This window comes from Streptomyces sp. cmx-18-6 (assembly GCF_046548915.1).
Lineage (GTDB): Bacteria > Actinomycetota > Actinomycetes > Streptomycetales > Streptomycetaceae > Streptomyces.
Genome location: NZ_JAEBEP010000003.1, coordinates 219,819 through 242,810, shown reverse-complemented (window position 1 = coordinate 242,810; position 22,992 = coordinate 219,819). Strand labels below are relative to the sequence as shown.

The following is a 22,992-nucleotide window of genomic DNA, read 5'->3' as shown; positions in this document are numbered from 1 at the left end:
TGGGGCGAGGGGGTCAGGTGGGGAAGGCGGACGAGGGAGTCGGACGGGACTTCGGGCGAGACGTCAGGCGAGAAGTTTCGCCTTCGCCCTCTCGTACTCCTCAGCGTTGATGGCACCCCTGTCCTGGAGCTCGGCGAGCTTCGCCAGGTCGCTCACATGGCTGGTGCCGCCGGAGGAGCCCTCGCTGCCCGCGGCTTCCCGTACGTAACTGCGGAAGGCCGCTTCCGAGTCCTTGGCCAGCTTGGCGTCCCGCTCCTGCATGCTGCGGCCGCGGACGATGAGGTAGACCAGCACGCCCAGATAGGGCAGAAGGATGACAAGAACCAGCCATCCCGCCTTGGCCCAGCCGTTCAGCGAGTGGTCCCGGAAGAGGTCGGTCACCACCTTGAACAGCAGGAAGAACCACATGACCCAGAGGAACAGGTACAGCATGGTCAGGAAGAGGTTCAGGAGCGGGTAGTCGTCCATGGGCCAACTCCGTTCGCGCGGATGAGTCCCTCTTTCATACGCCGGGTCCGCTTCCTCCGCATCCGTAGCCGTCGAGCGCCCTGCCCCTGCCCCTCGCCCCCCTGCTCCTGGCATCGGGCTCTCGGCTCCCGTCGCTACTGGGCGAGCAGCTCGATGAAAGCCGTCAGCTTGGCGCGGGTCCGGTCCACCTGCTGTTCCTGGGTCAGCGATTCCTCGAACCGGCCGCCGGGCGCGGGGGTCTTCTTCCCGCGTACGTAGAGCGAGCAGTCCAGGTCGGTGCAGAGGTAGATCCCGACCGAGTTCCCGTCGCGGCCGGCCTGTCCCCGCTTGCGCGCGGTCATCAGGGAGACCCCGCTGCCCGGGTGCGTGGTCAGGCAGACCGAGCACATGCTGCGGTGCAGGAAACCCCGCTGATGGGAGGGGAAGCGCAGGGTGATCCCGACCAGCTCGCCGCCCAGCTCGGTGACGATGTAGCTCCGGTCCGGCGCGGAGAGGTCGCGCCAGCCAAGGAAGTCCAGGTCGTCCCACGGGCGCTCGTCCAGGTCGCGGGGGAGCGGCAGACGCTTCGCCTCGCCCTTCGAACAGTTGACGAACGACGTGCGGATGTCCTGCTCGGCCACGGCTTTCATTCCGGCGACGCTAAGAGTCCCTGGGTGTATCGGGCAAATGATTTAACCCGTTTCCTGCTCCTGCCCCTGCCCCCGTCCGTGCTCCTGTCCCAGCCCCCGCCCCTGCCCCTGCCCGGCCGGTCAGCGCGGGTTCCCGTGCGCGGCGGTGACCCGCAGGAGGTGGGCGGGCGGGTGGGTGAGGCCGAGGTCCGGCCGCCAGGCCGCCAGGATCTGCGCGGACGGGTCGAACAGCGGGGTCGGCAGCTCCTCAGGGGCGGTCCACCGCCAGGCGCTGATCAGGTGCGGCTCCGTGACTTCGGGGTCCCCCGAGCCCAGGCGTACGAGGGCGGCCATGCTGATCCGGTTGATTCCGCCGATCACGTCGTGGAGCATCGCGAAGACGTCCACCGCGCCCTCGTCCACGACGAGACCGGTCTCCTCGCGCAGCTCACGGGCGGCGGCCGCCGCGACCGACTCGTGCGTCGCGTCGACCTTGCCGCCGGGCAGCTCCCACGTACCGCTGTGGTGCCGCCCCAGGAGCACGCGCCCCTGCCCGTCCTCGACGATGACGCCGACTCCGAGTGCCGCCTGTGCGGTGGGCGGGCGCGTGTTGCGGGCGGGGCCGGTGAGGGAACCGGTGGTCTCGGTGGCCATGGTGCTGGATCTCCGCTCTCCGGGCATTCTCCGGACCCGGGGTGCTCGCCGGACCGGTGGTACGCAACACCGTAACGACATCGCGGGACGCCCGAGGGGCCGGTCCCCGCTCAGACGACCAGGTGGAGCGCGGTGGCCGAGATGCCCAGCCGTACGCTCTGACCCCAGGTCAACTCCAGGGCGTCCGACTCCATCCCGTCCCCGAAGACCACGATCCGGTCCGACTCCACGGTGAGCCGCAGCCCCTGGCCCCGGCCCAGTTCGCCGGAGACCAGTGACGTCCCGGTGGCGGGCGAGGGCCATGCCTCGCGGACGAACCAGAGGAGCCGGGGGTCGCACGGCGCGGGCAGCGGAGCGGTGCTGCCGCGCTCCAGCCACAGGGAGCGGAGCCAGCCGGTGGCCCCGGTGCCGGTGCCGACGAGGACCCCGGAGGACGCCTGGGCCTCGCCCGGGGACGCGGCGCCGTCCGGGCCCAGGCGGTAGCGGGCGGTCTGGTGGCCGGGCGGGCCGAGGTAGATCTCGTTCAGCGCGACCAGCCGCTGGGTGTCGTCGGCGACCGCCTCGACCATGGTCAACGCGTCGACGGTGGACCCGGCGACCGTGGCGGCGCGCAGCAGGGCGGCCGTGTCGGCGCAGCGGTGGCGGACCAGGACGCCGGGGTTGCGCCCCGGGTCGGTGTCGATGCCCACCACCGGCTGCCCGGACAGATACTTCGCGGCGTTGGCGACCAGCCCGTCCTGGCCGACCACGACCACCACGTCCTCCGGCGCGAACAGGAACCGATCCAGGTCCGCCCGCTCCACCCGGGAGCTGCGCCAGGTGAGCGGCACGGCGGCCGCCACGTCCCGCAGGGCCTGCTGGGTACGTTCGTGGCGTCGGGCCACCCCGTCGATCGAGCGGCCCCGGCTGGAGAGGAAGAACGCGGCCTGCCCGTGCGTTCCGTGCCGGGCGAGCAGCTCCTCGTACTCCGTCCTGCGGTGTACGAGCACCGCCCGGGGCGCGAGGCTCACGCTCCCGCCCCGCCTTCCGCGCGGCCGAGCTTGGCGAGGAGCCCGGTGAGCACGTCGGGGGAGAGGGTCAGGCTCTCGATGCGCGGCACGTTCTCCGCGAGCCGGGTCGCCGCCAGGGCGTGCAGCGTGGCCGGATCGACCTCGCCGTGCACCCGCAGCCAGCCGGCCTGGGCCTCGGCGCGCGCCGCTCCTGTCTCCCGCGCCGCCTCGGCGTCCGCGCGGGCCAGCCGCACCTTGCGGGATGCCTCGGCCTCCGTCCGTACGCCGTCCGACGCCGCCTTCTCCTCGGCCTCCCGGCGCGCGTTGGTGCCGCGCTGGTCGACCAACTGTTCCTCGCGCCGGGCCAGTTCGATCTGGCTGGCCAACTCGTTCTCGGCGATGGTGCGTTCGCGCTCGACGGCCACGGCACGCCGTTCGTAGGTGGCCCGGTCCGCCTCCTGCTGGATCTGCTCGCGGGCCGGGGTGCGCAGGGCGCGCTCCACCTCGGCCTCGGGGCGGATCGCGACGACGCGCACGGCCACCACGTCGATGCCGGTGGCGGGGAGCCTCGGCTCGGCGGCGAGACCGGTGGCGACCCGTTCACGTACCGAGGCGACTCCGTCCACCAGGGCGGCGGCCAGCGGGGTGCGGGCCAGCACGTCCAGCGTGTGCTGCTGCGCGGTCTCGGTGAGCAGGGTGGCGATCTGCTCCAGCGGCGCGCTGCGCCAGCTCCCGGTGTCCGGGTCCACGGAGAAGTCGAGCCGGTCGGCCGCCAGGGCCGGGTCGCTGACCCGGTAGGTGACGGTGGCCTGCACCGTGACGTCCTGGAAGTCGGCCGTACGGGCGTGGAACGCCATGGCCAGCTCCCGGTCGTCGACCGGCACCTCGGAGAGCGCCGCCGACAGCGACCGGTACCAGAAGCTGAGTCCCCGGCCGTCGTGGGTGAGCTTGCCGCGCTTGTGGTGGCGGATGTGGGCGGTGGGCGCGGAGCGCAGATGCCGCCAGCCGAAGCGCCTGGTGATGTCGGCCATGGGGACCCCCTCGATCGTCATATGGTCAGTGTGACGATAAGGGGTGGTGTTCTATATCGTCAAGGGGACGAGAAGGGGGGTGGGGCGATGGATCGGCGGGCCAGGTCCCTCGCCGGGATCTCGCCGCCGCCGTGCACGGCGAGGTCGGCGCCGTTGACGTACGAGGCGTGGGGCCCGGCGAGCCAGAGGCAGGCGCGGGCCACGTCCGCCGGAGCCGCCAGCCGACCCATCGGGACGACGCCGGCCACCGCGGTGCCGCCGTCCTCGCCGTACAGCCCGGTGGCGCTCGCGGTGCGGATGAGCCCTGCGGTGATGTGGTTCACCCGGACCATGGGCGCCCACTCCAGGGCCAGGGCCCGGGTGAGGCCGAGCAGGCCCGCCTTGGCGGCGGAATAGGCGGCGGTGCCCGGCTGCGGGTCATGGGCGGAGACGCTGCCGATGTTGATCACGCTGCCGCCCTCCGGCTGCTCCCGCATGACCAGGTTCGCGGCCTGGGCCACGTAGAAGGGGGCGAGGAGGTTGAGGGCCACGACCTTCTCCACGAAGCGCGGGGAGACGGTGGCCGCGTCGGCGTCGGGGGAGCCGCCCGCGTTGTTGACCAGGACGTCGAGCCGGCCGAACCGCTCGGTGGCCGCGGTCGCCAACCGGGCCGCCGCGTCCGGGTCCCGTACGTCCGTCGACCGGAAGGCGGCCTGCCGCCCGCCCGACGACGGCAGGGTGGCGGGCGCGGTCCGGCCGCACACCATGACCTCCGCGCCCGCCGCGAGAAAAGCCTCCGCGATGACCGCGCCGAGGCCCTTGGAGCCGCCGGTGACGATCACCGCCCGCCCCGTGAAGTCGATCGGGTTGCCCAGCTCCATGGTCGGCCTTTCGCCGGTGGCGGCTCGGGGGTGTTCGCGCGGTGCTGTCGCGCGGTGCTGTCGTATGGCGCTGTTGTGTGGCTCTGTCGTGCAGCTCTGTCGTGTGGCGCGGAATCTACCAATCGCTTGTTAGGTTCGAAAGGGGGCGGGAGGTGCGCCCCACACGCGGACGGGAGGCGCGCCCGACACACGGCCGGCCGGCGACCCCCGAAGAGGTCGCCGGCCGGCCGGGCGTTGCGCCGCCCCCGTCCCCACGGTGCGGCGCTGGTGGACCGTCCCCATCCGCTGGGACGGACGGTCCACGTCTGTCAGGACTCCGGCGCGCCCGCCGTGAGTCCGCGTCCGGGCCCGGTTCCGGGGCCGATACCGGGTCCGATTCCCAGCCCGGGGTCGATTCCGAGTCCGGGCAGGATCGCCTTCTCGACGAACCTGCTCAGATACGCCGCGTCCGCGTAACGCCCCTCCAGCAGCGGCCGGGCGCGCATCACGCCGAGCAACTGGGTCGCCACGTACTCCGCGCCCGGATGGTCCGCCGCGAGCTCGCCGCGCTCCTGGCCCCGCCGGACCATCGCGTCGATCGCCGCGATCTCCGGCACGATCAGCGCCTCGCGCAGGGCGCACAGCAGCTCCGGGCTCTGGAGCGCCGCATGGCTGAGCGCGTGCATCAGCGGGGTGTCGCGCCCCGAACCCTCGCCGATCGCCCGGGCCGCCTCGCGCAGGTCCCCGGCGAGCGTGCCGGTGTCGATGTGCGAGAGCCGCATCCGCCGCGTGCCGTGCAGCGCGGCGACCACCAGCTCCGGCTTGGACCCCCACTGGCGGTACAGCGTCGACTTGCCGCACCGGGTGCGGGCGGCGACGCCCTCCATGGTCAGCGACTCGTAACCGCTCTCCCGCAACAGGTCCAGCACCGCCGTGTAGAGCTCCTGCGCCCGTTCCGGTGTGATTTTCGACCGGCGGGAAGCGGGGGCTGACTCCTGTACGGAATCGGGCGACGGCATGGACTGTCCCTCCTGCGGCGTGGCGGTGCGGCGGCTGTGCGGTGAATGCGGCGATCGGCTGTGCGGTGATGCGGCGGTCGGCTGTGCGGTGATGCGGCGGTCGGCTGTGCGGCGGTGTGGCGAGGTTCTCGATACGCCAGTGTACCGATACGCGCGTGTACCGATACGCCGCCGTATCGGTACACTGGCGTATCGATTCGGCATGGAGTTCGCCATGCCGTCCTGACACCGCTTCGCATCCAAGGGGGCACCGGGTGACGTACGCCCGCACCGAGCCCACGGACCAGGAGCCGGACATACGTGCCCGACCGCCCCTCGTTCGCGAGTTCCTTCTCGTGGCCGGACTCTTCCTGGCCTACAAGTTCGGCCGCCGGGCGGCCAACGGCCATGTCGAGGAGGCGTTCCGCAACGCCGGGAACGTCTGGGACCTCGAACGCGCCCTGCACCTGCCGGGCGAGGACGCCGTCCAGGGCGTACTGCTGCACAGCCAGACACTGATCCACGCGGCGAACACCTACTACGCCACCGTGCACTTCCCCGCCACGGTCCTCTTCCTGGTCTGGCTCTACTGGCGTCGCCCGCGCCACTACCTCTGGTCGCGCCGCGTCCTCGCCGTGCTCACCGGGGCCGCCCTCGTGCTCCACCTGCTCTTCCCCCTCGCCCCGCCCCGGATGCTCCCGGCGGCCGGGCTGATCGACACCGGCCAGGTCTACGGGCCGACCGTGTACGGAGCGACGCCCGCGACCGACACGATGGCGAACCAGTTCGCCGCGATGCCCTCGCTGCACGTCGGCTGGGCCGTGATGGTGGCAGTCGGCCTCATCGTCGCCACCCGTTCCCGGTGGCGCTGGCTCTGGCTGCTGCACCCGGCGATCACGCTGCTCGTCGTCGTGGGCACCGCCAACCACTACTGGCTCGACGCGATCGTGGTCGTGGCGCTGCTGGCGGTGGCGCTCGCCGCGCTGCGGCTGCCGCTCCCGGCCAGGGCCCCGGCCGGGACCCCGTCACCGTTCCGCGTCCCAGCCGGCGCCGCACTCCCGGTGCACACCGCCACCGCGCTCCCGGCCCGCACCCCCGCCGACAGCGGAGCCGCCCGGTGAACGCCACCCTGATCGCCGTCGCGCTCTCCCTCGTCTCCGCCGCCGCCTACGCGGCCGCCGCCGTGGCCCAGTCCCGGCTGGCCGGGCGCATCGAGCCCTCCACCGGCATCCTGCGCCTGCTCGGCCGGGGCGCCTGGTGGTCGGCGGTCGGCCTCAACGCCGGGGGAGCGCTGCTCCACGTCGCCGCCCTCAACTACGGCCCGCTCACCCTGGTCCAGCCGCTCGGCGCGCTCACCCTCGTCGCCGCCGTCCCGCTCGGGGCGCGCGCCGCCGGACGCCGAGTCGGGCGCGTCGAGTGGCGCGGCACGGCCCTCACCCTGCTCGGCCTCGGCGCGCTGCTCCTCACCGCGGGCGGCTCCGCCCCGCACGACACCCTGACCCTGCCCGAGGCCCTGGGCGTCGGGGCCGCCACCATGGCGGTCGTCGCCGGGCTCAGCCGGCCCGGAGCCCGCCCGGGACTGCGGCACGCGGCGGCCTCCGGCATCACCTCGGGCGTCGCCTCCGCGCTCACCCAGACCCTCACCGTCGCCGTCACCGACCACTCCGGCGGCCCGCTGTTCAGCTGGCGGCTGCTGACGGTGGCGCTGCTCGTCTCCGCCTTCGCCATGGGCGGTCTGCTGCTCTCCCAGACCGCCTACCGGGGCGGCCTCGGCGCGCCGCTCGCCGTCGTCACCCTCGCCAACCCGGTCGCCGCCGCCGCGATCGGCCTGGCCCTCCTCGGCGAACGGCTCCAGGGCGGGCCGGTCAGCCTGGCCCTGGCGCTGGTCGGTGCGGCCGCCGCCGTACGCGGAGTGGTCCTGCTCAGCCGCGCCCAGGCGCAGGGCACGGGCGGGGGCGAAGCAGCCGCACCCCCTGTGCCGGTGGCGGATCCGGTCCCTTCCCGCGTCGTCATCGGCAGCCCCCGGCGCGTGGACGGTACGGCGCTGGGCGCGGAACCCCTCGCCGTACGGGCGGGCGGCGGGTCTTAGCCGTGACGTGAGTCGCGCCCCCTCGCCGTACGTGCGGGCGGTGCGCCTCACCCGTAACGCGAGTCGTGTGCGCCTCACCGGTGACGCGAGTCGTGCCGGGCCCGCCCGTGGCGGTCAGGCGTCCAGGTCGACGATGGCGCGGGTCAGCCAGCCGATCCAGAACGTCTCCAGATCGATCCCGCCCCGCAGCACCAGATGCCGCAACCGGTCCGCATCGGCCTCGGGCGCAGGGGCGAAGTCCCGCTCCTCGATCTCCCGGTACTCCGCCAACTGCCGCTCGTGCAGGGCCAGATGGCGGCGCAGCTCCGTCCCCATCCCGTTCACCCCGACGACCGCCGCCGCCCGCATCCGCAGCAGCAGCGGATCGCGGACCGGGCGCGGGTCCTCGGGCAGGGCCACCCAGGCGGCCAGCTCCTCGCGGCCGGCGGGCAGCACCTCGTACTCCTTCTTCTGCCCCCGGGCCGGCACCGCCGTGGGCAGCGCCCTGATCCGCCCCGCCTGCTCCAGTTTTCCCAGCTCGCGGTAGATCTGCTGGTGCGTCGACGGCCAGAAGTAACCGATGGACCGGTCGAACCTGCGGGTCAGCTCCAGGCCCGAGGACGGCTTCTCCAGCAGGGCGGTGAGAATCGCGTGCGGCAGTGACATGACGTGCATCCTAGGGACGAGGGTTCACCGTGCCGCAGGACGCGGACGCACAGCGCTGCGGGACGCGGACGCACAGCGCTGCGGGGAAAGCCGGGTGCACAGCGCTGCGGGGCGACGCGGACTCACAGCGCCGCGGCCAGCTCCGTGCCCTGGCGGATCGCCCGCTTCGCGTCCAGTTCGGCCGCCACGTCCGCGCCGCCGATCAGATGGACCGGGCCGCCCGCCGCGCGCAGCTCCTCGTACAGCTCCCGGCGCGGTTCCTGGCCCGCGCAGAGCACCACCGTGTCCACCGGCAGGACCCGCCGCTCGCCGTCGACGGTGAGGTGGAGGCCCGCGTCGTCGATCAGGTCGTAGGACGCGCCCGCGATCATCTCGACGCCCCGGTGGCGCAGTTCGGTGCGGTGGATCCAGCCGGTCGTCTTGCCGAGGCCCGCGCCGACCTTGGTGGTCTTGCGCTGGACGAGGTGGACGGTACGGGGGATCTTGGGGCGCTCGGGCGCGCGCAGGCCGCCGCGGTCCGCGTAGGAGGTGTCCACGCCCCACTGCCGGAAGAACGTCTCCGCGTCCAGGCTCGCCGCGTCGCCGCCGTCCGTCAGGAACTCCGCGACGTCGAAGCCGATGCCGCCCGCGCCCACGATCGCGACCCGGTCGCCGACCGGAACCCCATCGCGCAGCACGTCCAGGTAGCTCACGACGTTGGGGTGGTCCGTTCCCGGGATCGCGGGGGTACGCGGCTCGACGCCGGTGGCGAGCACGATCTCGTCATAGCCGTCCAGCACCGCGGCGTCCGCCCGGGTGGACAGGCGCAGCTCGACGTCCAGCTCGGCCAGTCGCGTACGGAAGTAGCGCAGCGTCTCGTTGAACTCCTCCTTGCCCGGCACCCGGCGCGCCACGTTGAGCTGGCCGCCGATCTCGTCCGCCGTGTCGAACAGGGTGACCGCGTGGCCCCGTTCGGCCGCCGTCACCGAGCACGCGAGCCCCGCCGGACCGGCGCCGACGACGGCGACGCGCTTACGGGTCCGGGTCGGGCTCAGGACCAGCTCGGTCTCGTGGCAGGCGCGCGGGTTGACCAGGCAGGAGGTGATCTGGAGGCTGAAGATGTGGTCCAGGCACGCCTGGTTGCACCCGATGCAGGTGTTGATGGCGTCCGCCCGGCCCGCCGCGGCCTTGGCGACGAACTCCGGGTCCGCGAGGAAGGGCCTGGCCATCGAGACCATGTCCGCCCGGCCCGAGGCGAGGACGTCCTCGGCGACCTCGGGGGTGTTGATGCGGTTGCTCGTCACCAGCGGTACGGAGACGGCCCCGCGCACCTTCTCGGTCACCCAGGTGAACGCGGCGCGCGGAACGGAGGTCGCGATGGTGGGGATGCGCGCCTCGTGCCAGCCGATGCCGGTGTTGATGATCGTCGCGCCCGCCGCCTCGATCTCCTTCGCCAGCGTCACGACCTCCTCCAGCGTCGAGCCGCCCGGCACCAGGTCCAGCATGGAGAGCCGGTAGATCAGGATGAAGTCGCTGCCGACCCGCTCGCGGACCCGGCGCACGATCTCGACGGGGAACCGGATGCGGTTCTCGTACGAGCCGCCCCAGCGGTCGGTGCGGTGGTTGGTCGCGGAGACGATGAACTCGTTGATGAGGTAGCCCTCGGAGCCCATGATCTCGACGCCGTCGTACCCCGCGAGCTGTGCCAGCTCGGCCGCCCGGACGAACTCCTCGATGGTCTCCTCGACCTGCTCGTCGGTGAGCGCGTTCGGGGTGAACCCGCTGATGGGGGCCTTGAGCGCGCTCGGAGCCACCAGGTCGGGGTGGTGCGCGTACCGCCCGAAGTGCAGGATCTGCATCGCGATCCTGCCGCCCGCCGCGTGCACCGCCGAGGTGATCTCCCGGTGCTGCTCCGCCTCTGCCTCGGTCGTCATCTTCGCCCCGCCGGGGAAGGAGCAGGCCCGCTCGCTGGGGGCGATGCCGCCGGTGACGATCAGGCCGACGCCGCCCCGGGCGCGCTCCGCGTAGAAGGCGGCCATCCGCTCGAAGCCTCGCTCGGCCTCCTCCAGACCGATGTGCATCGAGCCCATGAGCACCCGGTTGGGGAGGGTGGTGAACCCGAGGTCCAGCGGGCTCAGCAAGGTCGGGTACAGGCTCATCCGGGTCTCCTCGGCAGGGGGCGTCGCGTCAGTTGTAGACCACCGCCATCGTATTGTGCAACAAGTTGCACAATGATCTGCGTCGCACTGCGGTCCTTGCGGCTCCCGGCCCGCGCCCCGTACGGCGTACTCGGCCGGGCCCGCCCGGCACCGGCCGACGACAGTGGGATCCGTACGGAATGTCCGCGCATCGCCCCCACCCCCGGGAGTTCCCATGGTCTGCGTCAACCGGCGTGATCTCGGCCTGCTCGCCCTGCGCGTCGGCACCGGCGCGGTGCTCGCCGCCCACGGCAGCCAGAAACTGGCCGGCTGGTTCGGCGGCGGGGGCATCCAGGGGACCACGGCCGCGATGGAGGCCATGGGTTTCCACCCGCCCAAGCACAGCGCCGTCGCCGCCGGACTCGGTGAGGCGGGCGGCGGCGTGCTGCTCGCCCTCGGCCTCGCCACGCCGGCGGCGGGTGCGGCGGCCGCCGGAGCGATGGCGGGAGCCGTGGCCGTGCACGCCCCGGCGGGCTTCTTCGCCCAGGGCGGCGGCTACGAGTACCCGGCGTTCCTCGGCTTCACCGCCGCAGCCATCGGGCTGACCGGCCCCGGCCGCTACTCCGTGGACCACGCCACCTGCCATCTCTTCGACCGCCCGTGGATGGTCGCCCTCGCCTTCGCGGGCAGTGCGGCGGCCGCCGCCGCGGTGGTCGGCAAGCGCGCCAAGGGGCAGTCCGGCGAGAAGCGGGAGGCGGACCGATGAGCGAGGACCCGCGCCTGTACGACGGCACCTCCGGCCCGCCTCCGGTGCCCGACCCGGAGAGTGAGTGGGTCACCGGAGGCGTGCTGTTCGCCGGGGTGCTGATGCTCTGCCAGGGCGTCGTCGCGGCCCTCCAGGGCATCGCCGCCCTGGGCGACAGCGATGTCTACGGTTCCGTCGGCGAGTACCTCTACCGGTTCAGCCTCACCAGCTGGGGCTGGATCCACCTGATCCTCGGGCTCTGCGCGGCGATCACCGGCGCCGGGCTCCTCAAGGGCGCCGGGTGGGCTCGGGTGGCCGGTATCGTCCTCGCCTCCCTCACCCTCTTCGCGCAGTTCCTCTTCCTGCCGTACGCGCCGGTGTGGTCGGTGCTCATGATCGGGGTGGACATCTTCGTGATCTGGGCGCTGAGCGCCTACCGGCCCCCGGCCGCCGGTGCCGTTCCGCGCTGACCGTCCGTGCTCTCACGGCTCAGCGCACCCGGCCACCACGCCTTGGGCCCGATGTCCCTGACCAGCGCCGGAACGAGCAGCGAGCGGACGACCAGCGTGTCCAGCAGGACGCCGAACGCCACGATGAAGGCGATCTGGACGAGGAACGCCAGCGGGATCACGCCCAGCGCCGCGAACGTGGCCGCCAGCACCACACCGGCCGAGGTGATGACCCCGCCGGTCGCGGTCAGCCCGCGCAGGATGCCCTCCCGGGTGCCGTGGCGCAGCGACTCCTCCCGGACCCGGGACATCAGGAAGATGTTGTAGTCGACGCCCAGGGCCACCAGGAAGACGAACCCGTACAGCGGCACCGAGGAATCCGTACCGCTGAAGCCGAACACATGGGTGAAGACCAGTGAGGCGATGCCCAGGGTCGCCAGGAAGTTCAGCGCGACCGTGGTCACCAGCAGCACCGGCATCAGCAGCGACCGCAGCAGGAAGACCAGGATCACCAGGATGATCACCAGCACCACCGGCACGATCAGCATGCGGTCGTCCTCGGCCGTGCGCTGGGTGTCGTACTGCTGGGCCGTATAGCCGCCGACCAGGGCGTCCGACTCCGGCACCGCGTGGACCGCGTCCCGCAGGGCGGCCACCGTCTCCTTGGCGCGGTCGCTGTCGGCCGCGTCCTTGAGGGTCGCGTCGATCCGGACCTTGCCGTCGACGACCAGGGGTTCGCCGCCGGGCCGGCCGCCTTCGCTCACCGGAGCGACCGAGGCCACGCCGTCCGTACGGGTCGCGGCGGCGGTCACCTCGTCCAGCCGGTCGGCCGCCGCGATGATCACCGCCGGATTGCCGGAGCCGCCGGGGAAGTGCTCGCCCAGCGTCTTCTGCGCGGCCACGGACGGGGCGTCGTTGACGAAGATCTCGTCGAGCGGCACGCCCTTGGAGGTGAGCGTGGGGGCGAACGCGGCGCAGGCGATGAGGGCCGCCAGAGTGATCGCCCAGACCTTGCGGGGAGCCCGGTCGACCAGGGAGGCGACCTTGTTCCAGACACCGTGGCCGCCGGACGCGTCCTTGGCGGGCTTCGGCTTCGCCGGCCAGTACGCGGTGCGGCCCAGCAGCACCAGGACGGCGGGCAGGAAGGTGAGGGCGCTCAGGACCGAGCAGACGATGCCGATCGCGCCCACCGGGCCGAGCGCCCGGTTGTTGGTGAGGTCGCTCAGCAGCAGGGCGAGCAGCCCCAGCGCCACGGTCGCGGCGCTGGCCGTGATCGGGCCGAAGGACTCGCGCAGCGCGGCCCGCATCGCGGTGATCCGGTCGCCGTGCAGGGAGAGCTCCTCGCGGAACCGGGCGGTGAGCAGCAGCGCGTAGTCCGTCGCGGCCCCGATCACCAGGATCGACAGAATGCCCTGCACCTGGCCGTCCACCCGCACGATGTCGTGGTCGGCGAGTACATACACGATCGCGCAGGCCAGGGCGAGGGCGAACACAGCGCCGAGGATGATGACGAACGGCAACAGCACGCTGCGGTACACCAGCAGCAGGATGACGAGCACGGTGATCAGGGCCACCCCGAGCAGCAGCCCGTCGATGCCCGCGAAGGCGTCGGACAGATCGGCCTGGCTCGCGGCCGGGCCCGCGATCCGGACCGTCGTGTCCGGCACCTTCTCACCGGCCTGCCCGACCTTTTCCAGTACGGTCGGCAGCTCGTCCCCGAGGTCGGGGCTCAGTTGCACGATGCCCTGGAGGGCGAGGCCGTCCTCGGAGGGCAGGGCGGGGGACGCCTTCCCGACGACGCCTTCGGCGCCGGTGAGCGAGGCGAGAACGCCGGTGGCGGCCTCCCGCTGCTCCTCACTCACCCGCGTGCCCTCGTCGGCCGACGTCCAGACGAGGATGGCCGGGACGGTCTCGCTCTGCTGGAACGCCTTCTGCGCGTCGATGACTTGAGTGGATTCGGCGTTCTGGGGGAGGAAGGACGCCTGGTCGTTGGTGGCGACCTCGCCGAGCTTGCCCGCGTACGGACCGAGTCCGCCGCCGATGACCAGCCAGGCGATCAGCAGGACGACGGGGATCAGCCAGCGAACCGGCCGTGCAGGGGTGGACATGGCTCTCCCGGGGGTGCGAGAAGTACCTCAATGGTGAACAATCTCAATGATTGAAATACCTTAGCGGAGTGCTCGCGCCAGGTTGTCGGCAGGCCGGGAGCCGGGATGGTGGTGCGGGGGTATTCGGCGGGCCACCCGCTCATGGATGCACCCGGAGGCGCTGAAAACACAGCGACGCGCCCGACGAGCCTCGAAGGCGCGCCCGAGGACCCTCAGCGACGCGTCGGGGGGACCTCGGAGAGCTCCTCGTTCATGGCGGCGAGAAAGCGCAGAACGGTCGTGAGCTCCGCCTCGCTGAAGCGTTCCCTGGCGCGGGCGGTGGCCTCGGCGAGCGGCATGAAGTAGTCCCGGGCGGCCCTCCGCGCGCTCGCTTCGTAGTGCACGTGCACCACCCGGCGGTCGGCGCTCTCCCGGGACCGCCGGATGTGTCCGGCCCGCTCCAGACGGTCGAGGCAGGCGGTGACGGCGCCCGAGGTGAGGCCCAGGTGCTCGCGCAGGGCCCCCGGGGTCAGCGGGGCGGGGGCGTCCAGAATGGCCGCCAGCGCGGTCACATCCGTGGGGTGCAGCCGCTGGTTCGCCGCGAAGCCGTGGGTCATCCGGTTGATCTCGCCGTTCATCCGGCGGAGTTCGACCGCGAACGCCTGGAGGTCGGCGGCGGACGCGGGTTCCGGGGCCGCGCGACCCGGGGCGCCGCTCCGGGTCGGTCGGCTGTCAGCGCTGGTCACGTACTCAGCGTATAGAACCGGCGCGCAGGACCCTGCCCGGACCGGCGCCCGCCGCCGCTCCAGGCGACTGCCCGAACCGCGTGGCGGTCCGGGCAGGGGCCATGAGTGTCGGCCGCGGTCAGAGGGGCGGCCCGGAGGCGGTCAGGACGGCGGCATGAGCACCGTGTCGACCAGGTTGACCGTGGCGTTGGCCGTCGGCACATTGCCGCAGACGATCTTCGAGGAGTCGTTCACCGTGAAGTCCGTGCCGGACCCCTTCACGCTGAGCTCGCTGCCCTGCAGGGTCTTGTAGGAGCCGTCCTCAAGCTGCTTCGTCGTCAGCTTCTCGCCCACCACGTGATACGTCAGCACCTTGGTGAGCTCCTCCTTGTCGTTGAGGAGCGCGTCCAGGTCCGCCTTCGGGATCTTCTCGAAGGCGGCGTTCGTCGGCGCGAACACCGTGATGTTCTCGGCGTTGTTGAGCGTGTCCACCAGACCGGCCTTCTGCACCGCGCTGACCAGGGTGGAGAGTTCGGGGTTGTTGGACGCGGCGGTGGCGACCGGATCCTTCGCCATGCCTTCCAGGCTGCCCGCCCCCTCCTTGGGGACGGAGGAGCAGGCCGGGCCGAACGGTTCTGCCGGAGCCTGCGCCTGCGCCTGCGGCGCGAAGAACGCCAGAGAGGCGGGGAGGGCGAGAGCCGCGGCGGCCGCAGCGGTGCGCTGCAGGCGGGTGATGGTCATGATGTCTCCTCCGGCGAGTGGGGGTGGGCCGGATGTCCGGGGCCTCCCCGGTGCGGACGGCGACCTGACGGCCGAACCACGAGCGGTGCGGGCGGACCTACAGAGGCAGTCGGCCCGACACCCTATTCGTGTTCTCTCGTGCACGCTGTGATATTCACGTCGTGCTGGCCATGAGGTGCCCTATGGCCAGTAGCCCACAGGAGGCGTCCCGGGTCAAATGCTGATTATCGAGAAAGAATCCAGGACCGGTTCGAAGGGGAGCGGGAAAGTGGTCCGGAGGGATTTTCCGCCGACGCCTTCCGTTCTTCCGGGCCGGGGCGCCGGGTCCTTGGCGGCAGGGCCCCCGGCCGAGGCGCGGGCACGGTTTCGACGCAGAAACGACGCGGCAGGTGGGCCGGGCCGACACGCGGCACCGTGGGGAGTCACGGATCGCTCCCAGCGTCAGGAGATGAACCCATGATCGTCAAGAAGCTGCACGAAGCGGGCCTGAGCAGCGAACACGCCTACACGGCCGCCTTCGTCTCGATCGGGCTGTCCGTCGCCTCGTGGCTCGTCTCGGCCAAGGCGGAGACCCAGGGCGTCGACCGGGCCGACCGCTGGGGCATCTTCATCGGTGAATGGGCTCCCACGTTCTTCGGCCTCGGACTGGCCCTGAGCCATTACGAGAATCAGCCCTCCGGAGATTTCGCGGAGAGCTTCGATTCCCGGCCGTAAGGACTGGCGGAGAGCTTCGATTCCCGACCGTAGGGACTGCTGGACGGAAGTGCCGACCGCCGACGGCGGTCACTCGCCGATCACTGTCAAGGCGACTGTGAGGTAAACATTCCGCGTATTTATGGAAAAGGTGCGCGGACGTATTTCCCTGCCCGATGCGCGGGCGCTGAATTCATCGAAGCGTCCGCTGTGCCTGCCGGTCGCCGCCCCTCGGTCCGCCCCCCGCCCCCGTCCGGCAGGAATTGATCCGCCGGGCCGGGGCAACCGGCATGACATGAATACCCGTTCAGTAGCAGAGCAGGGACGCGGCCAGGCCAGGCGTGCCGCCAACAGCACCGCGATGGAAGCCGGAGCCCGTGCGGGGTTCGGCGCTCGCGGGGTCATCTACGTTCTCGTGGGCGCCCTCGCCCTTCAGATCGCGTTCTCCGGAGGCGGGAAGCAGGCGGACCGGGGCGGCGCGATCGCCGAGATAGCCGAGAAGCCGTTCGGAAAAGTCTTGTTGTGGCTGCTGGGCATCGCGCTGGTGGGCATGGCGCTCTGGCGGCTCTCCGAGGCTTTCTTCGGCCAGGTCGGCCCCGATGGCGACAAGCCCGCCAAGCGGGCCATGGCCGCAGGCCGGTTCCTCTTCTACAGCTCCGTCGCGTACTCCGTGCTGTCCTTCGCGGCAGGCGATTCGAGCAGCGGCGGCGGTTCGTCCGACCAGCAGTCCCAGGACGTCACCGCCAAGGTGCTGGGCTGGCCCGGAGGCCAGTGGCTCGTCGGCATCGGGGGTGTCGCGGTCGCCTGTGCGGGTATCTGGATCGCGGTCCGGGCGATCATGCGGAAGTACCACAAGCACCTCAAGATGGCGGAGATGTCGCAAAAGGTCCGCCGTGCGGTCGACTTCACCGGCGTGTTCGGCGGCACCGCGCGAGGCACCGTCTTCGCCACCGCCGGCGGGTTCGCCGTGGCCGCCGCCGTGAAGCACGAGCCCGGCAAGTCCAAGGGTATGGACGACACCCTGCGCTCCTTCACCGAGACCCCGGTCGGCCCGTGGCTCTTGGTGGTCATAGCCCTCGGCCTGGTCGCCTTCGGCGTGTTCTCCTGGTTCAACGCCCGCTACCGCAAGGTCTGAGCAGCGATCCGCGTCCCGGAACAGCTGCACATCCCTCCCACCCGTGAGGCCCTCCTGACCCGAAAGGTCGAGAGGGCCTCTTCTCATGGCTTGAGGGAGGGGCGCAATCCCGCGTTTCAGGACCCGGGCAGCCGTGTCCCCGTCTCCCGGGTGACCGTGCGCGGGCCCGCGCTCCCGGTCAGCCGGGGCGGCCCATCGGCGGCCCCGCCCCGGCGGGCCGCGTCGTCACGGGCGGCCTGCTCCGGGTGCCGGCTGCGCCAGTACGGGTTGTCGTGCGGCAGGCCGCCGGTGACCCGCCCGTACATCCCGAAGGTCAGGATGAGCAGCCCCATCACGAAGCTGAAGATCACGTTGGACATGCCGAAGTCCAGGACGTTCGCGCCCTTGTCCAGGATGAAGATGTGGACGAACCCGCTGAGCAGGAAGAGCGAGCCGATGGTCATGTTCACCATCGACGCGACATTGCCGCCGACCACCGCTCCGGCGATCAGCACCAGGCCGACGACGACGGAGACCAGGCTCAGGAGCCCGTTCGTCGACAGCCCGGCCACCTGCGTGCCGCTCGTGTCGAAGAAGCCCAGTTGGTTGGTGAAGCCGAGGATGCCGAAGACGAGGAGGATCGCTCCGCACAGCCCCGCTCCGATCCGGTACACGGTCGCGAGCCGGTGGTCCACGGGGAGTTCGTCACTCAGTTTCATTGCCGTCTCCTGTCGGTGCCTGATCCTTGAGGCCCCTACGGGCCCGGGTCCCCGCCCCTCGCCCCCCGCTCGCTTCTCCGGCCTCTCCCCTTCTCCGGCCCACCCCGGTCACATCGCTCCACACCGCGCGGCCTCGTCACCCCGCGCGGCCTCGTCACTCCGCGGAAGCCCAGCTCTCCGCAGACGTCGAGCTCTCCGCGGAAGCCGCGCTCTCCGCGACCGAGCGCCGGATGCGCAATATCGCGCGCCGGGCGTGACTCTTCACTGTGCCCAGCGGCAGCCCGGTCCGCTCGGCGATCTGGACGTGGGTGAGGTCGTCGAAGAACGCCAGGCAGAGAATGCGGCGCTGGACGAGGGGGAGCTTGCGCAGCTCCTGCGTCACCAGCACGCGGTCGAGCGCGGCCTCCGGCGGCTCGGCCGTCCCGGGGGCGGCGGACCCCTCGCGCGCCGCGTGGGCGGCGGCCAGCTCCACCCGCCGGGCACGGGCCGCGTGCGCGTCCGCGATCTTGCGGCGGGCGATGCCGACGAGCCAGCCCGGCAGCGGTCCCCGTACGGCGTGGTACCCCTGCCGGCCCCGCCACGCCGCCAGGAACGTCTGCTGCGCCACGTCCTCGGCCTCCCGGGCGTCGCCCAGGGACCGCGCCGCCAGCGAGTACACGAGCGTCCCCCACCGGCGGTAGACCAGGTCGAAACTGTCCTCGTCACCGCGCACGAACCCTGCGGCCAGCCGGTCCGTCTCGGCCTTCTCCTCGGTCGGTACGGGAATGGCGGCCACCGGGCCGACCGGGCTGACGAGCGCCGTCATCTCTGTCCGTCCTCTTCGCTGCGCCGCCGGTCCGCTGCCCCGAACGGCGGCGGCCGATGGAGTTCTCCGCGCAGCGCGACAGCGCCCGGCCCGATCGTCGGGCATGGCCGTCGCCCCGCTGATCACCAGGCAACCGGGCGGCGATGCGCCGGGCAACATGCGTCGTTTCTGCGTCGTATGGTGGGCTGTATGGACGACGCGGTCACCACGCTCACCGGAGGAGCCGCTGACACCGGCACCGGCGAAACCGCCGACACCGGCAGCGGAGCAGCCCCTGGCGCCGGCACGGAAGCAGCCGCTGTCATCGGTGAAACGGCTGCCACGGGGGAAACCGCGGCCGGCGGCCTGACCACCGGGGCGGTGGCCCGGCTGCTGGGGGTGGCGCCGACGACCCTGCGCTCCTGGGACCGTCGTTACGGCATCGGCCCGGCCTCACGCGAGGGCGGCAGGCACCGCCGGTGGACGGCGGCCGACATTCGGCTGCTGGAGTGCATGTGCGGCCTGACGAACGCGGGAATGCCCCCGGCCGAGGCCGCCCGTGCCGCCCTGACGACCGCCTCCCGGGAGAGACGCCCGCGCCCGCCGTCCCTGTCGGACGAGCAGGGGAGTCGCGGGAACCCGCCGCCGTACTCCACGGCCCCCGGAGCGCTCCCGCTCGGCCGGGCCCGCCGGGAGTGCCGCGGCCTGGCCAGGGCGGCCGTCCGGCTGGACGCGCACGCCATGGACGAGCTGCTGACCGCCGCGATCGAACGGCACGGGCTGGTCGCCGCCTGGGAGTCGGTCATCATGCCGACGCTGCACGCCGTGGGCCGTAAATGGGAGACCGCGGGGGAGCGGTACGTCGAGGTCGAGCACCTGCTGTCCTGGCACGTCTCCAGCGCGCTGCGCCGCGCCGCGTCGCAGCGTCGGGCCGAGCCCGGCTCCGGCGTCTCGCTCCTGGCCTGCACCCCGGGCGAGAGCCATACGCTGGCCCTGGAGGCGCTCGCCGCCGGACTGGCCCAACAGGGCCTGCCCGTCAGGATGTTCGGCGCGGCCCTCCCGGTGGAGGCGATGGAGGAGGCGGTGCGCCGGACCGGGCCCGCCGCCGTCGTGCTCTGGGCCCAGTCCCGGTCCACCGCGAGCCGTGCGCTGGTGGCGCGAGTGGAGTCCATCGAGTGGGGGGTACGGGGCGCCCGGCGGCGGCCCGTCGTCCTCGTCGCCGGACCGGGCTGGGCCGGGCCGCTGCCGCCCGGGGCCCGGCACCCGTCCGGACTGTGCGAGGCGTTGGACGCGCTCACCGTCATCACCCGCCGATGACCACGTGCTCGCCGTCATCACCCGCCGATGACCACCCGCAGCCGTCACCCGCCGCAGTCACTTGACGCTGATCGCCCCCCGTGCCTGTGCCGTCCGGCCCCCGCCCCGCCCCCGCGCCCTCAGCGCAGGAAGTCCGACAGCCCCTTCACCAGGCGCTCGACGTCGTCCGTGTCGTTGTACGGCGACAGCCCCACGCGCAGGCCGCCCTCGTCGCCCAGGCCCAGGTGGCGGGAGGCTTCGAGGGCGTAGAAGGAACCGGCCGGTGCGTGCACGCCGGAACGGGCGAGGAAACGGTACGCGTCCGAGGCGTCCCGGTTCTCGAAGCTGAGCAGCAGCGTGGGCGTCCGCTCGGCCGCCCGGGAGTGCACCGTGACCGCGCCCAGCTCGCCGAGCGCCTTCTCGGCGCCCTCCCGGAGGGCCGTCTCATGGGCGTCGATCGCCGCGAAGGCGGACCGCAGCCGGTCGCGCCGCCCGGTCGCCGTCGCGCCGTCGTCGCCGAGGCCCGCGATGAAGTCGACGGCGGCCCGGGTGGCCGCCAGCATCTCGTACGGGAGGGTGCCGAGTTCGAAGCGCTCCGGCACGGCGTCGCTGGACGGGACCAGCTTGTCCGGGTCGAGGGTCCGGAGCAGTTCCGGGCGGGCGCTGAGCACGCCGTGGTGGGGGCCGAAGAACTTGTACGGCGAGCAGACGAAGAAGTCGGCCCCGAGCCGCTCGACGTCCACGAACTCGTGCGCCGTCAGGTGCACCCCGTCGACGTACAGCAACGCCCCGGCCCGGTGGACCAGTTCGGCGATCGCGGCGACGTCGGGCCGCGTGCCGATCAGGTTGGACGCACCGGTCACGGCGACCAGCCGGGTCCGCTCGGTCAGCAGCGCGCCCACGGACTCGGCGGGCAGCTCCCCGGTGGCCGGGTCGAACTCCGCCCACCGCACCACCGCGCCGGCTCGCTCGGCAGCCTGTAGCCACGGGCGGATGTTGGCGTCGTGGTCCAGCCGGCTGACCACCACCTCATCCCCGGGAGCCCAGCCCTTCGCCAACGTACGGGAGATGTCGTACGTGAGCTGGGTCGAGCTGCGCCCGAAGACGATCCCGGACGGGTCCGCGCCCAGCAGGTCCGCCATGGCCGCCCTGAAGTCGCGGACGAGCGTCTCCGCGTGGATCTCCCCCGGCAGCGCGCCGCCCCGGATCGACAGGGGACGGCTCAGCGCCTCGGCGTAGGCGGCGATGACCGGCGCGGGGGTCTGCGTACCGCCGGGCCCGTCGAAGTGCGCCGTACCGGCCCGCAGGGCGGGAAACCGCGCGCGCAATGTGCTGACGTCGTACGTCATGGAGACTCCCTCGCTACGGGGCGGCCCCGGCCGGATCACGGCCCGGGCCGCCGACGGTCCGTCGCCGCGGCTCCGACCCGGAGCAGGTACGCGGTTCGGCGCCGATCATCGCAGGACGCCCCCGCCTGTGAGAAGGCTGTTCCGGCCGACCGGCACACGGCGCGTTCTGTGCGGTCGGCGCACGTTCTGTCACCGGCGCACCACGCACGGCCAAGGTGCTCCGTATCCGGACTCCGGCGCACTGCTTTCCTCCGACTGCGCGCCTCCGCGTACGGGAAAACTCCGCAGCGCGCAGGAGTGCGCCCGTCTTGGGGCGGCGGGATGATCCCACGAGGGAATTACTCGTACTAATTGAATCGACTTGATGTGCGACGTTCTTCTATTCCACCCGCACTCAGAAATCCCCCTCATCGGGCGCCGCGGGGCGAACGCCCGTGACAGGCCGCCGATTTCGATGACGAGGTGGTGGTTAAAGTCGTGGGAATCGGAAATGAATGAGCTGGGCCGATGGAGCTGGGGGGCATCGGTTCACGCCGTGGCCCGTTCGCCGGAACCGGGTGCCCGGAAGCTGTCGGTGCATGAGCGGATGCTCACGCCCCGGGGTGCCAACCACCCCCTGGGACGCTCTTGAACTGCACCGATGTGGTGTTCTCTCCTAGATCGCATCTCCTGTGGAGGGTCGCGGATGGACGAGTGCGAACGGTCCGCCGATGGCGAGATCGATTCGGTCGAATTTCCGGATGCTATTCCGTCCGGCTTTCCGGATGGCCGGAATGATGCGGATGTCCTGAAGGGTGCGGGCAGCGCTAAGGGCTCGGGTGCGGAAGAAGGCGCGTGCGCGCCCCGTCCGCATTCCCTGCTGCGTTCGATCGCCTATCCCCTTCTCCTGCTCGCCGTCGTCCTCGTGGGTGGGGCCTCCTTGCTCCTCGAGTGGGACCCGGCTCGGGTCAGCCCGCTTTTCCTGGTCGGGACCCTCGTGTATCTGGCCGTTCTCGAACGGCTGATTCCCCATGACCGGAACTGGCACCCCGGAAAGGACGAGTGGCGCTGGTACGGCGTCTACTTTCTGCTCACCATGGCCGGAAGTGGGCTGGCTCAACTTCTGGTCACGGCCGCTGTGGGGCGGATCGCGCCCGACGAGCCGTCCGGCCATCTGGGGGCCGAGATCCCCGGCGCACTCCTGGCCGGGTCACTCGTCGGCTATCTGGTCCACCGGCTGGGCCACACCAGCGCCCTGCTGTGGCGGCTGCACGGCGTGCACCACGTTCCGCCGAAGGTCAACGTCGCCAACAACGGGGTCAACCACGTGCTGGACATCGTCCTGGCGCAGAGCCTCGTCCAACTGACCCTGGCCCTCATCGGGTTCTCCCGGCCGGCCGTGCTGGTGGTGGGGCTGTTCGTCGTCGCCCAGGGCTATTTCATCCACGCCAACATCGATGTGCGCATCGGCCGGCTCAACCATCTGCTGGCCAGTCCGGAACAGCACCGCCTGCACCACAGCACCGACCTGTCCGAAGCCGGCCACTACGGCTCCGACCTGTCGTGCTGGGACCACCTCTTCGGCAGCTTCACCTGGCGTCCCGGCCGCGAACCCGCCGCCGTGGGCCTCCACGACCCCGCGACCTTCCCCGGCACCGGTGAGATCCTCGCCAGCCTCCTGCACCCCTGGCGCCGCCGACCGGGATCAGGCCCCGGACCGGGACCGGGACCAGACCCCGCGCCCGGCCTCGGGCCGGACTGACGCCCCCCCGAGCCCGCACCGCCCCTCGCCCTCGCCCTCGCACAACCCGCCTCACCCTGCCCCACCCCTACGCACCTCGCCGTAGCCCTCTTCCGCCGCGGCACGACGACT

At 72.1% G+C, this 22,992-nt stretch carries 23 protein-coding genes; 8 read left to right on the top strand and 15 right to left on the bottom strand.

Features of this window, described 5'->3' with window-relative positions; all coding sequences use genetic code 11:
• Positions 1-63 precede the first annotated feature (63 nt).
• The 7 genes from ACLJPL_RS09205 to ACLJPL_RS09175 form a co-directional block, all read right to left on the bottom strand.
• Complete coding sequence (locus ACLJPL_RS09205; protein WP_411080248.1) at positions 64-468, bottom strand: SHOCT domain-containing protein; 405 nt, start codon at positions 466-468, stop codon at positions 64-66.
• A 134-nt stretch (positions 469-602) separates the two neighbouring features.
• A complete protein-coding gene (locus ACLJPL_RS09200) occupies positions 603-1,097 on the bottom strand; it encodes an FBP domain-containing protein (protein WP_411080247.1) in 495 nt (164 codons plus the stop codon).
• A 120-nt stretch (positions 1,098-1,217) separates the two neighbouring features.
• Positions 1,218-1,730, bottom strand: a complete 513-nt coding sequence (locus tag ACLJPL_RS09195) for a nucleotide triphosphate diphosphatase NUDT15 (protein WP_411080246.1) — start codon at positions 1,728-1,730, stop codon at positions 1,218-1,220.
• Positions 1,731-1,840: 110 nt separating this feature from the next.
• On the bottom strand, positions 1,841-2,740 hold the full coding sequence (locus tag ACLJPL_RS09190) for a hypothetical protein (RefSeq protein WP_411080245.1): 900 nt from the start codon (positions 2,738-2,740) through the stop codon (positions 1,841-1,843).
• Positions 2,737-3,750, bottom strand: a complete 1,014-nt coding sequence (locus ACLJPL_RS09185; protein ID WP_411080529.1) for an SPFH domain-containing protein — start codon at positions 3,748-3,750, stop codon at positions 2,737-2,739. Before ACLJPL_RS09185 ends, ACLJPL_RS09190 begins: the two co-directional genes overlap by 4 nt.
• A gap of 59 nt (positions 3,751-3,809) precedes the next feature.
• On the bottom strand, positions 3,810-4,610 hold the full coding sequence (locus ACLJPL_RS09180; protein ID WP_411080244.1) for an SDR family oxidoreductase: 801 nt from the start codon (positions 4,608-4,610) through the stop codon (positions 3,810-3,812).
• A gap of 308 nt (positions 4,611-4,918) precedes the next feature.
• Positions 4,919-5,608, bottom strand: coding sequence for a TetR/AcrR family transcriptional regulator (locus ACLJPL_RS09175; protein ID WP_411080243.1), 690 nt, complete (start codon positions 5,606-5,608; stop codon positions 4,919-4,921).
• A gap of 254 nt (positions 5,609-5,862) precedes the next feature.
• Between ACLJPL_RS09175 and ACLJPL_RS09170 the strand changes: the two genes are divergently transcribed.
• Both ACLJPL_RS09170 and ACLJPL_RS09165 read left to right on the top strand, forming a co-directional pair.
• Positions 5,863-6,708: a phosphatase PAP2 family protein gene (locus ACLJPL_RS09170; protein ID WP_411080242.1), complete on the top strand. Its 846-nt coding sequence runs from the start codon at positions 5,863-5,865 to the stop codon at positions 6,706-6,708.
• Positions 6,705-7,676: a hypothetical protein gene (locus ACLJPL_RS09165; protein ID WP_411080241.1), complete on the top strand. Its 972-nt coding sequence runs from the start codon at positions 6,705-6,707 to the stop codon at positions 7,674-7,676. Before ACLJPL_RS09170 ends, ACLJPL_RS09165 begins: the two co-directional genes overlap by 4 nt.
• A 114-nt stretch (positions 7,677-7,790) precedes the next feature.
• On the opposite strand, the gene ACLJPL_RS09160 is transcribed toward ACLJPL_RS09165, so the two are convergent.
• Both ACLJPL_RS09160 and ACLJPL_RS09155 read right to left on the bottom strand, forming a co-directional pair.
• Positions 7,791-8,321, bottom strand: a complete 531-nt coding sequence (locus tag ACLJPL_RS09160) for a PadR family transcriptional regulator (RefSeq protein WP_411080240.1) — start codon at positions 8,319-8,321, stop codon at positions 7,791-7,793.
• A gap of 122 nt (positions 8,322-8,443) precedes the next feature.
• Positions 8,444-10,459, bottom strand: coding sequence for an FAD-dependent oxidoreductase (locus ACLJPL_RS09155; protein WP_411080239.1), 2,016 nt, complete (start codon positions 10,457-10,459; stop codon positions 8,444-8,446).
• Between the two features lie 214 nt (positions 10,460-10,673).
• Between ACLJPL_RS09155 and ACLJPL_RS09150 the strand changes: the two genes are divergently transcribed.
• Together ACLJPL_RS09150 and ACLJPL_RS09145 are read left to right on the top strand one after the other, a co-directional pair.
• Positions 10,674-11,204, top strand: coding sequence for a DoxX family protein (locus ACLJPL_RS09150; RefSeq protein WP_411080238.1), 531 nt, complete (start codon positions 10,674-10,676; stop codon positions 11,202-11,204).
• Positions 11,201-11,653 (top strand): hypothetical protein, encoded by a 453-nt coding sequence (locus ACLJPL_RS09145; protein ID WP_411080237.1) that lies wholly within the window; start codon positions 11,201-11,203, stop codon positions 11,651-11,653. The genes ACLJPL_RS09150 and ACLJPL_RS09145 overlap by 4 nt, the downstream gene beginning before the upstream one ends.
• Here the strand turns inward: ACLJPL_RS09145 and ACLJPL_RS09140 are convergent.
• From ACLJPL_RS09140 to ACLJPL_RS09130, 3 genes are all read right to left on the bottom strand, one after another.
• Positions 11,617-13,740, bottom strand: coding sequence for an MMPL family transporter (locus tag ACLJPL_RS09140; RefSeq protein WP_411080236.1), 2,124 nt, complete (start codon positions 13,738-13,740; stop codon positions 11,617-11,619). The two genes, ACLJPL_RS09145 and ACLJPL_RS09140, sit on opposite strands and share 37 nt — an antisense overlap.
• 212 nt (positions 13,741-13,952) lie before the next feature.
• Entirely contained in the window at positions 13,953-14,465 is a 513-nt protein-coding gene (locus tag ACLJPL_RS09135; RefSeq protein WP_411080235.1) for a MarR family winged helix-turn-helix transcriptional regulator, read from the bottom strand.
• A 141-nt stretch (positions 14,466-14,606) separates the two neighbouring features.
• Positions 14,607-15,185, bottom strand: coding sequence for a fasciclin domain-containing protein (locus ACLJPL_RS09130; protein ID WP_411080234.1), 579 nt, complete (start codon positions 15,183-15,185; stop codon positions 14,607-14,609).
• A gap of 456 nt (positions 15,186-15,641) precedes the next feature.
• Between ACLJPL_RS09130 and ACLJPL_RS09125 the strand changes: the two genes are divergently transcribed.
• Positions 15,642-15,899, top strand: a complete 258-nt coding sequence (locus ACLJPL_RS09125; protein ID WP_411080233.1) for a hypothetical protein — start codon at positions 15,642-15,644, stop codon at positions 15,897-15,899.
• 274 nt (positions 15,900-16,173) lie between these two features.
• Positions 16,174-17,013, top strand: coding sequence for a DUF1206 domain-containing protein (locus ACLJPL_RS09120; protein ID WP_411080232.1), 840 nt, complete (start codon positions 16,174-16,176; stop codon positions 17,011-17,013).
• A gap of 116 nt (positions 17,014-17,129) precedes the next feature.
• On the opposite strand, the gene ACLJPL_RS09115 is transcribed toward ACLJPL_RS09120, so the two are convergent.
• Complete coding sequence (locus ACLJPL_RS09115; RefSeq protein ID WP_411080231.1) at positions 17,130-17,711, bottom strand: DUF4383 domain-containing protein; 582 nt, start codon at positions 17,709-17,711, stop codon at positions 17,130-17,132.
• 154 nt (positions 17,712-17,865) lie between these two features.
• The gene (locus ACLJPL_RS09110; protein WP_411080230.1) at positions 17,866-18,516 is read right to left on the bottom strand and encodes an RNA polymerase sigma factor; all 651 of its coding nucleotides are present in this window, start codon (positions 18,514-18,516) and stop codon (positions 17,866-17,868) included.
• A 189-nt stretch (positions 18,517-18,705) separates the two neighbouring features.
• On the opposite strand from ACLJPL_RS09110, the gene ACLJPL_RS09105 reads away from it, so the two are divergent.
• Positions 18,706-19,812: a MerR family transcriptional regulator gene (locus tag ACLJPL_RS09105; protein WP_411080229.1), complete on the top strand. Its 1,107-nt coding sequence runs from the start codon at positions 18,706-18,708 to the stop codon at positions 19,810-19,812.
• 119 nt (positions 19,813-19,931) lie between these two features.
• Here the strand turns inward: ACLJPL_RS09105 and ACLJPL_RS09100 are convergent, their stop codons facing one another.
• Positions 19,932-21,140 carry a cysteine desulfurase-like protein gene (locus ACLJPL_RS09100; protein ID WP_411080228.1) on the bottom strand — a complete coding sequence of 403 codons (1,209 nt, stop codon included), beginning with the start codon at positions 21,138-21,140 and terminating at the stop codon, positions 19,932-19,934.
• 685 nt (positions 21,141-21,825) lie between these two features.
• Here ACLJPL_RS09100 and ACLJPL_RS09095 point away from each other — a divergent pair.
• Entirely contained in the window at positions 21,826-22,881 is a 1,056-nt protein-coding gene (locus ACLJPL_RS09095; protein ID WP_411080227.1) for a sterol desaturase family protein, read from the top strand.
• Positions 22,882-22,992: the final 111 nt, after the last annotated feature.

What these genes read in the sequence shown, in the direction of transcription:
- ACLJPL_RS09205 (WP_411080248.1), bottom strand. Translation starts at nt 468, where the DNA reads ATGGACGACTACCCGCTCCTGAACCTCTTCCTGACCATGCTGTACCTG.
- ACLJPL_RS09200 (WP_411080247.1), bottom strand. Translation starts at nt 1,097, where the DNA reads ATGAAAGCCGTGGCCGAGCAGGACATCCGCACGTCGTTCGTCAACTGT.
- ACLJPL_RS09195 (WP_411080246.1), bottom strand. Translation starts at nt 1,730, where the DNA reads ATGGCCACCGAGACCACCGGTTCCCTCACCGGCCCCGCCCGCAACACG.
- ACLJPL_RS09185 (WP_411080529.1), bottom strand. Translation starts at nt 3,750, where the DNA reads ATGGCCGACATCACCAGGCGCTTCGGCTGGCGGCATCTGCGCTCCGCG.
- ACLJPL_RS09180 (WP_411080244.1), bottom strand. Translation starts at nt 4,610, where the DNA reads ATGGAGCTGGGCAACCCGATCGACTTCACGGGGCGGGCGGTGATCGTC.
- ACLJPL_RS09175 (WP_411080243.1), bottom strand. Translation starts at nt 5,608, where the DNA reads ATGCCGTCGCCCGATTCCGTACAGGAGTCAGCCCCCGCTTCCCGCCGG.
- ACLJPL_RS09160 (WP_411080240.1), bottom strand. Translation starts at nt 8,321, where the DNA reads ATGTCACTGCCGCACGCGATTCTCACCGCCCTGCTGGAGAAGCCGTCC.
- ACLJPL_RS09155 (WP_411080239.1), bottom strand. Translation starts at nt 10,459, where the DNA reads ATGAGCCTGTACCCGACCTTGCTGAGCCCGCTGGACCTCGGGTTCACC.
- ACLJPL_RS09150 (WP_411080238.1), top strand. Translation starts at nt 10,674, where the DNA reads ATGGTCTGCGTCAACCGGCGTGATCTCGGCCTGCTCGCCCTGCGCGTC.
- ACLJPL_RS09145 (WP_411080237.1), top strand. Translation starts at nt 11,201, where the DNA reads ATGAGCGAGGACCCGCGCCTGTACGACGGCACCTCCGGCCCGCCTCCG.
- ACLJPL_RS09140 (WP_411080236.1), bottom strand. Translation starts at nt 13,740, where the DNA reads ATGTCCACCCCTGCACGGCCGGTTCGCTGGCTGATCCCCGTCGTCCTG.
- ACLJPL_RS09130 (WP_411080234.1), bottom strand. Translation starts at nt 15,185, where the DNA reads ATGACCATCACCCGCCTGCAGCGCACCGCTGCGGCCGCCGCGGCTCTC.
- ACLJPL_RS09125 (WP_411080233.1), top strand. Translation starts at nt 15,642, where the DNA reads ATGATCGTCAAGAAGCTGCACGAAGCGGGCCTGAGCAGCGAACACGCC.
- ACLJPL_RS09120 (WP_411080232.1), top strand. Translation starts at nt 16,174, where the DNA reads ATGAATACCCGTTCAGTAGCAGAGCAGGGACGCGGCCAGGCCAGGCGT.
- ACLJPL_RS09115 (WP_411080231.1), bottom strand. Translation starts at nt 17,711, where the DNA reads ATGAAACTGAGTGACGAACTCCCCGTGGACCACCGGCTCGCGACCGTG.
- ACLJPL_RS09110 (WP_411080230.1), bottom strand. Translation starts at nt 18,516, where the DNA reads ATGACGGCGCTCGTCAGCCCGGTCGGCCCGGTGGCCGCCATTCCCGTA.
- ACLJPL_RS09105 (WP_411080229.1), top strand. Translation starts at nt 18,706, where the DNA reads ATGGACGACGCGGTCACCACGCTCACCGGAGGAGCCGCTGACACCGGC.
- ACLJPL_RS09100 (WP_411080228.1), bottom strand. Translation starts at nt 21,140, where the DNA reads ATGACGTACGACGTCAGCACATTGCGCGCGCGGTTTCCCGCCCTGCGG.
- ACLJPL_RS09095 (WP_411080227.1), top strand. Translation starts at nt 21,826, where the DNA reads ATGGACGAGTGCGAACGGTCCGCCGATGGCGAGATCGATTCGGTCGAA.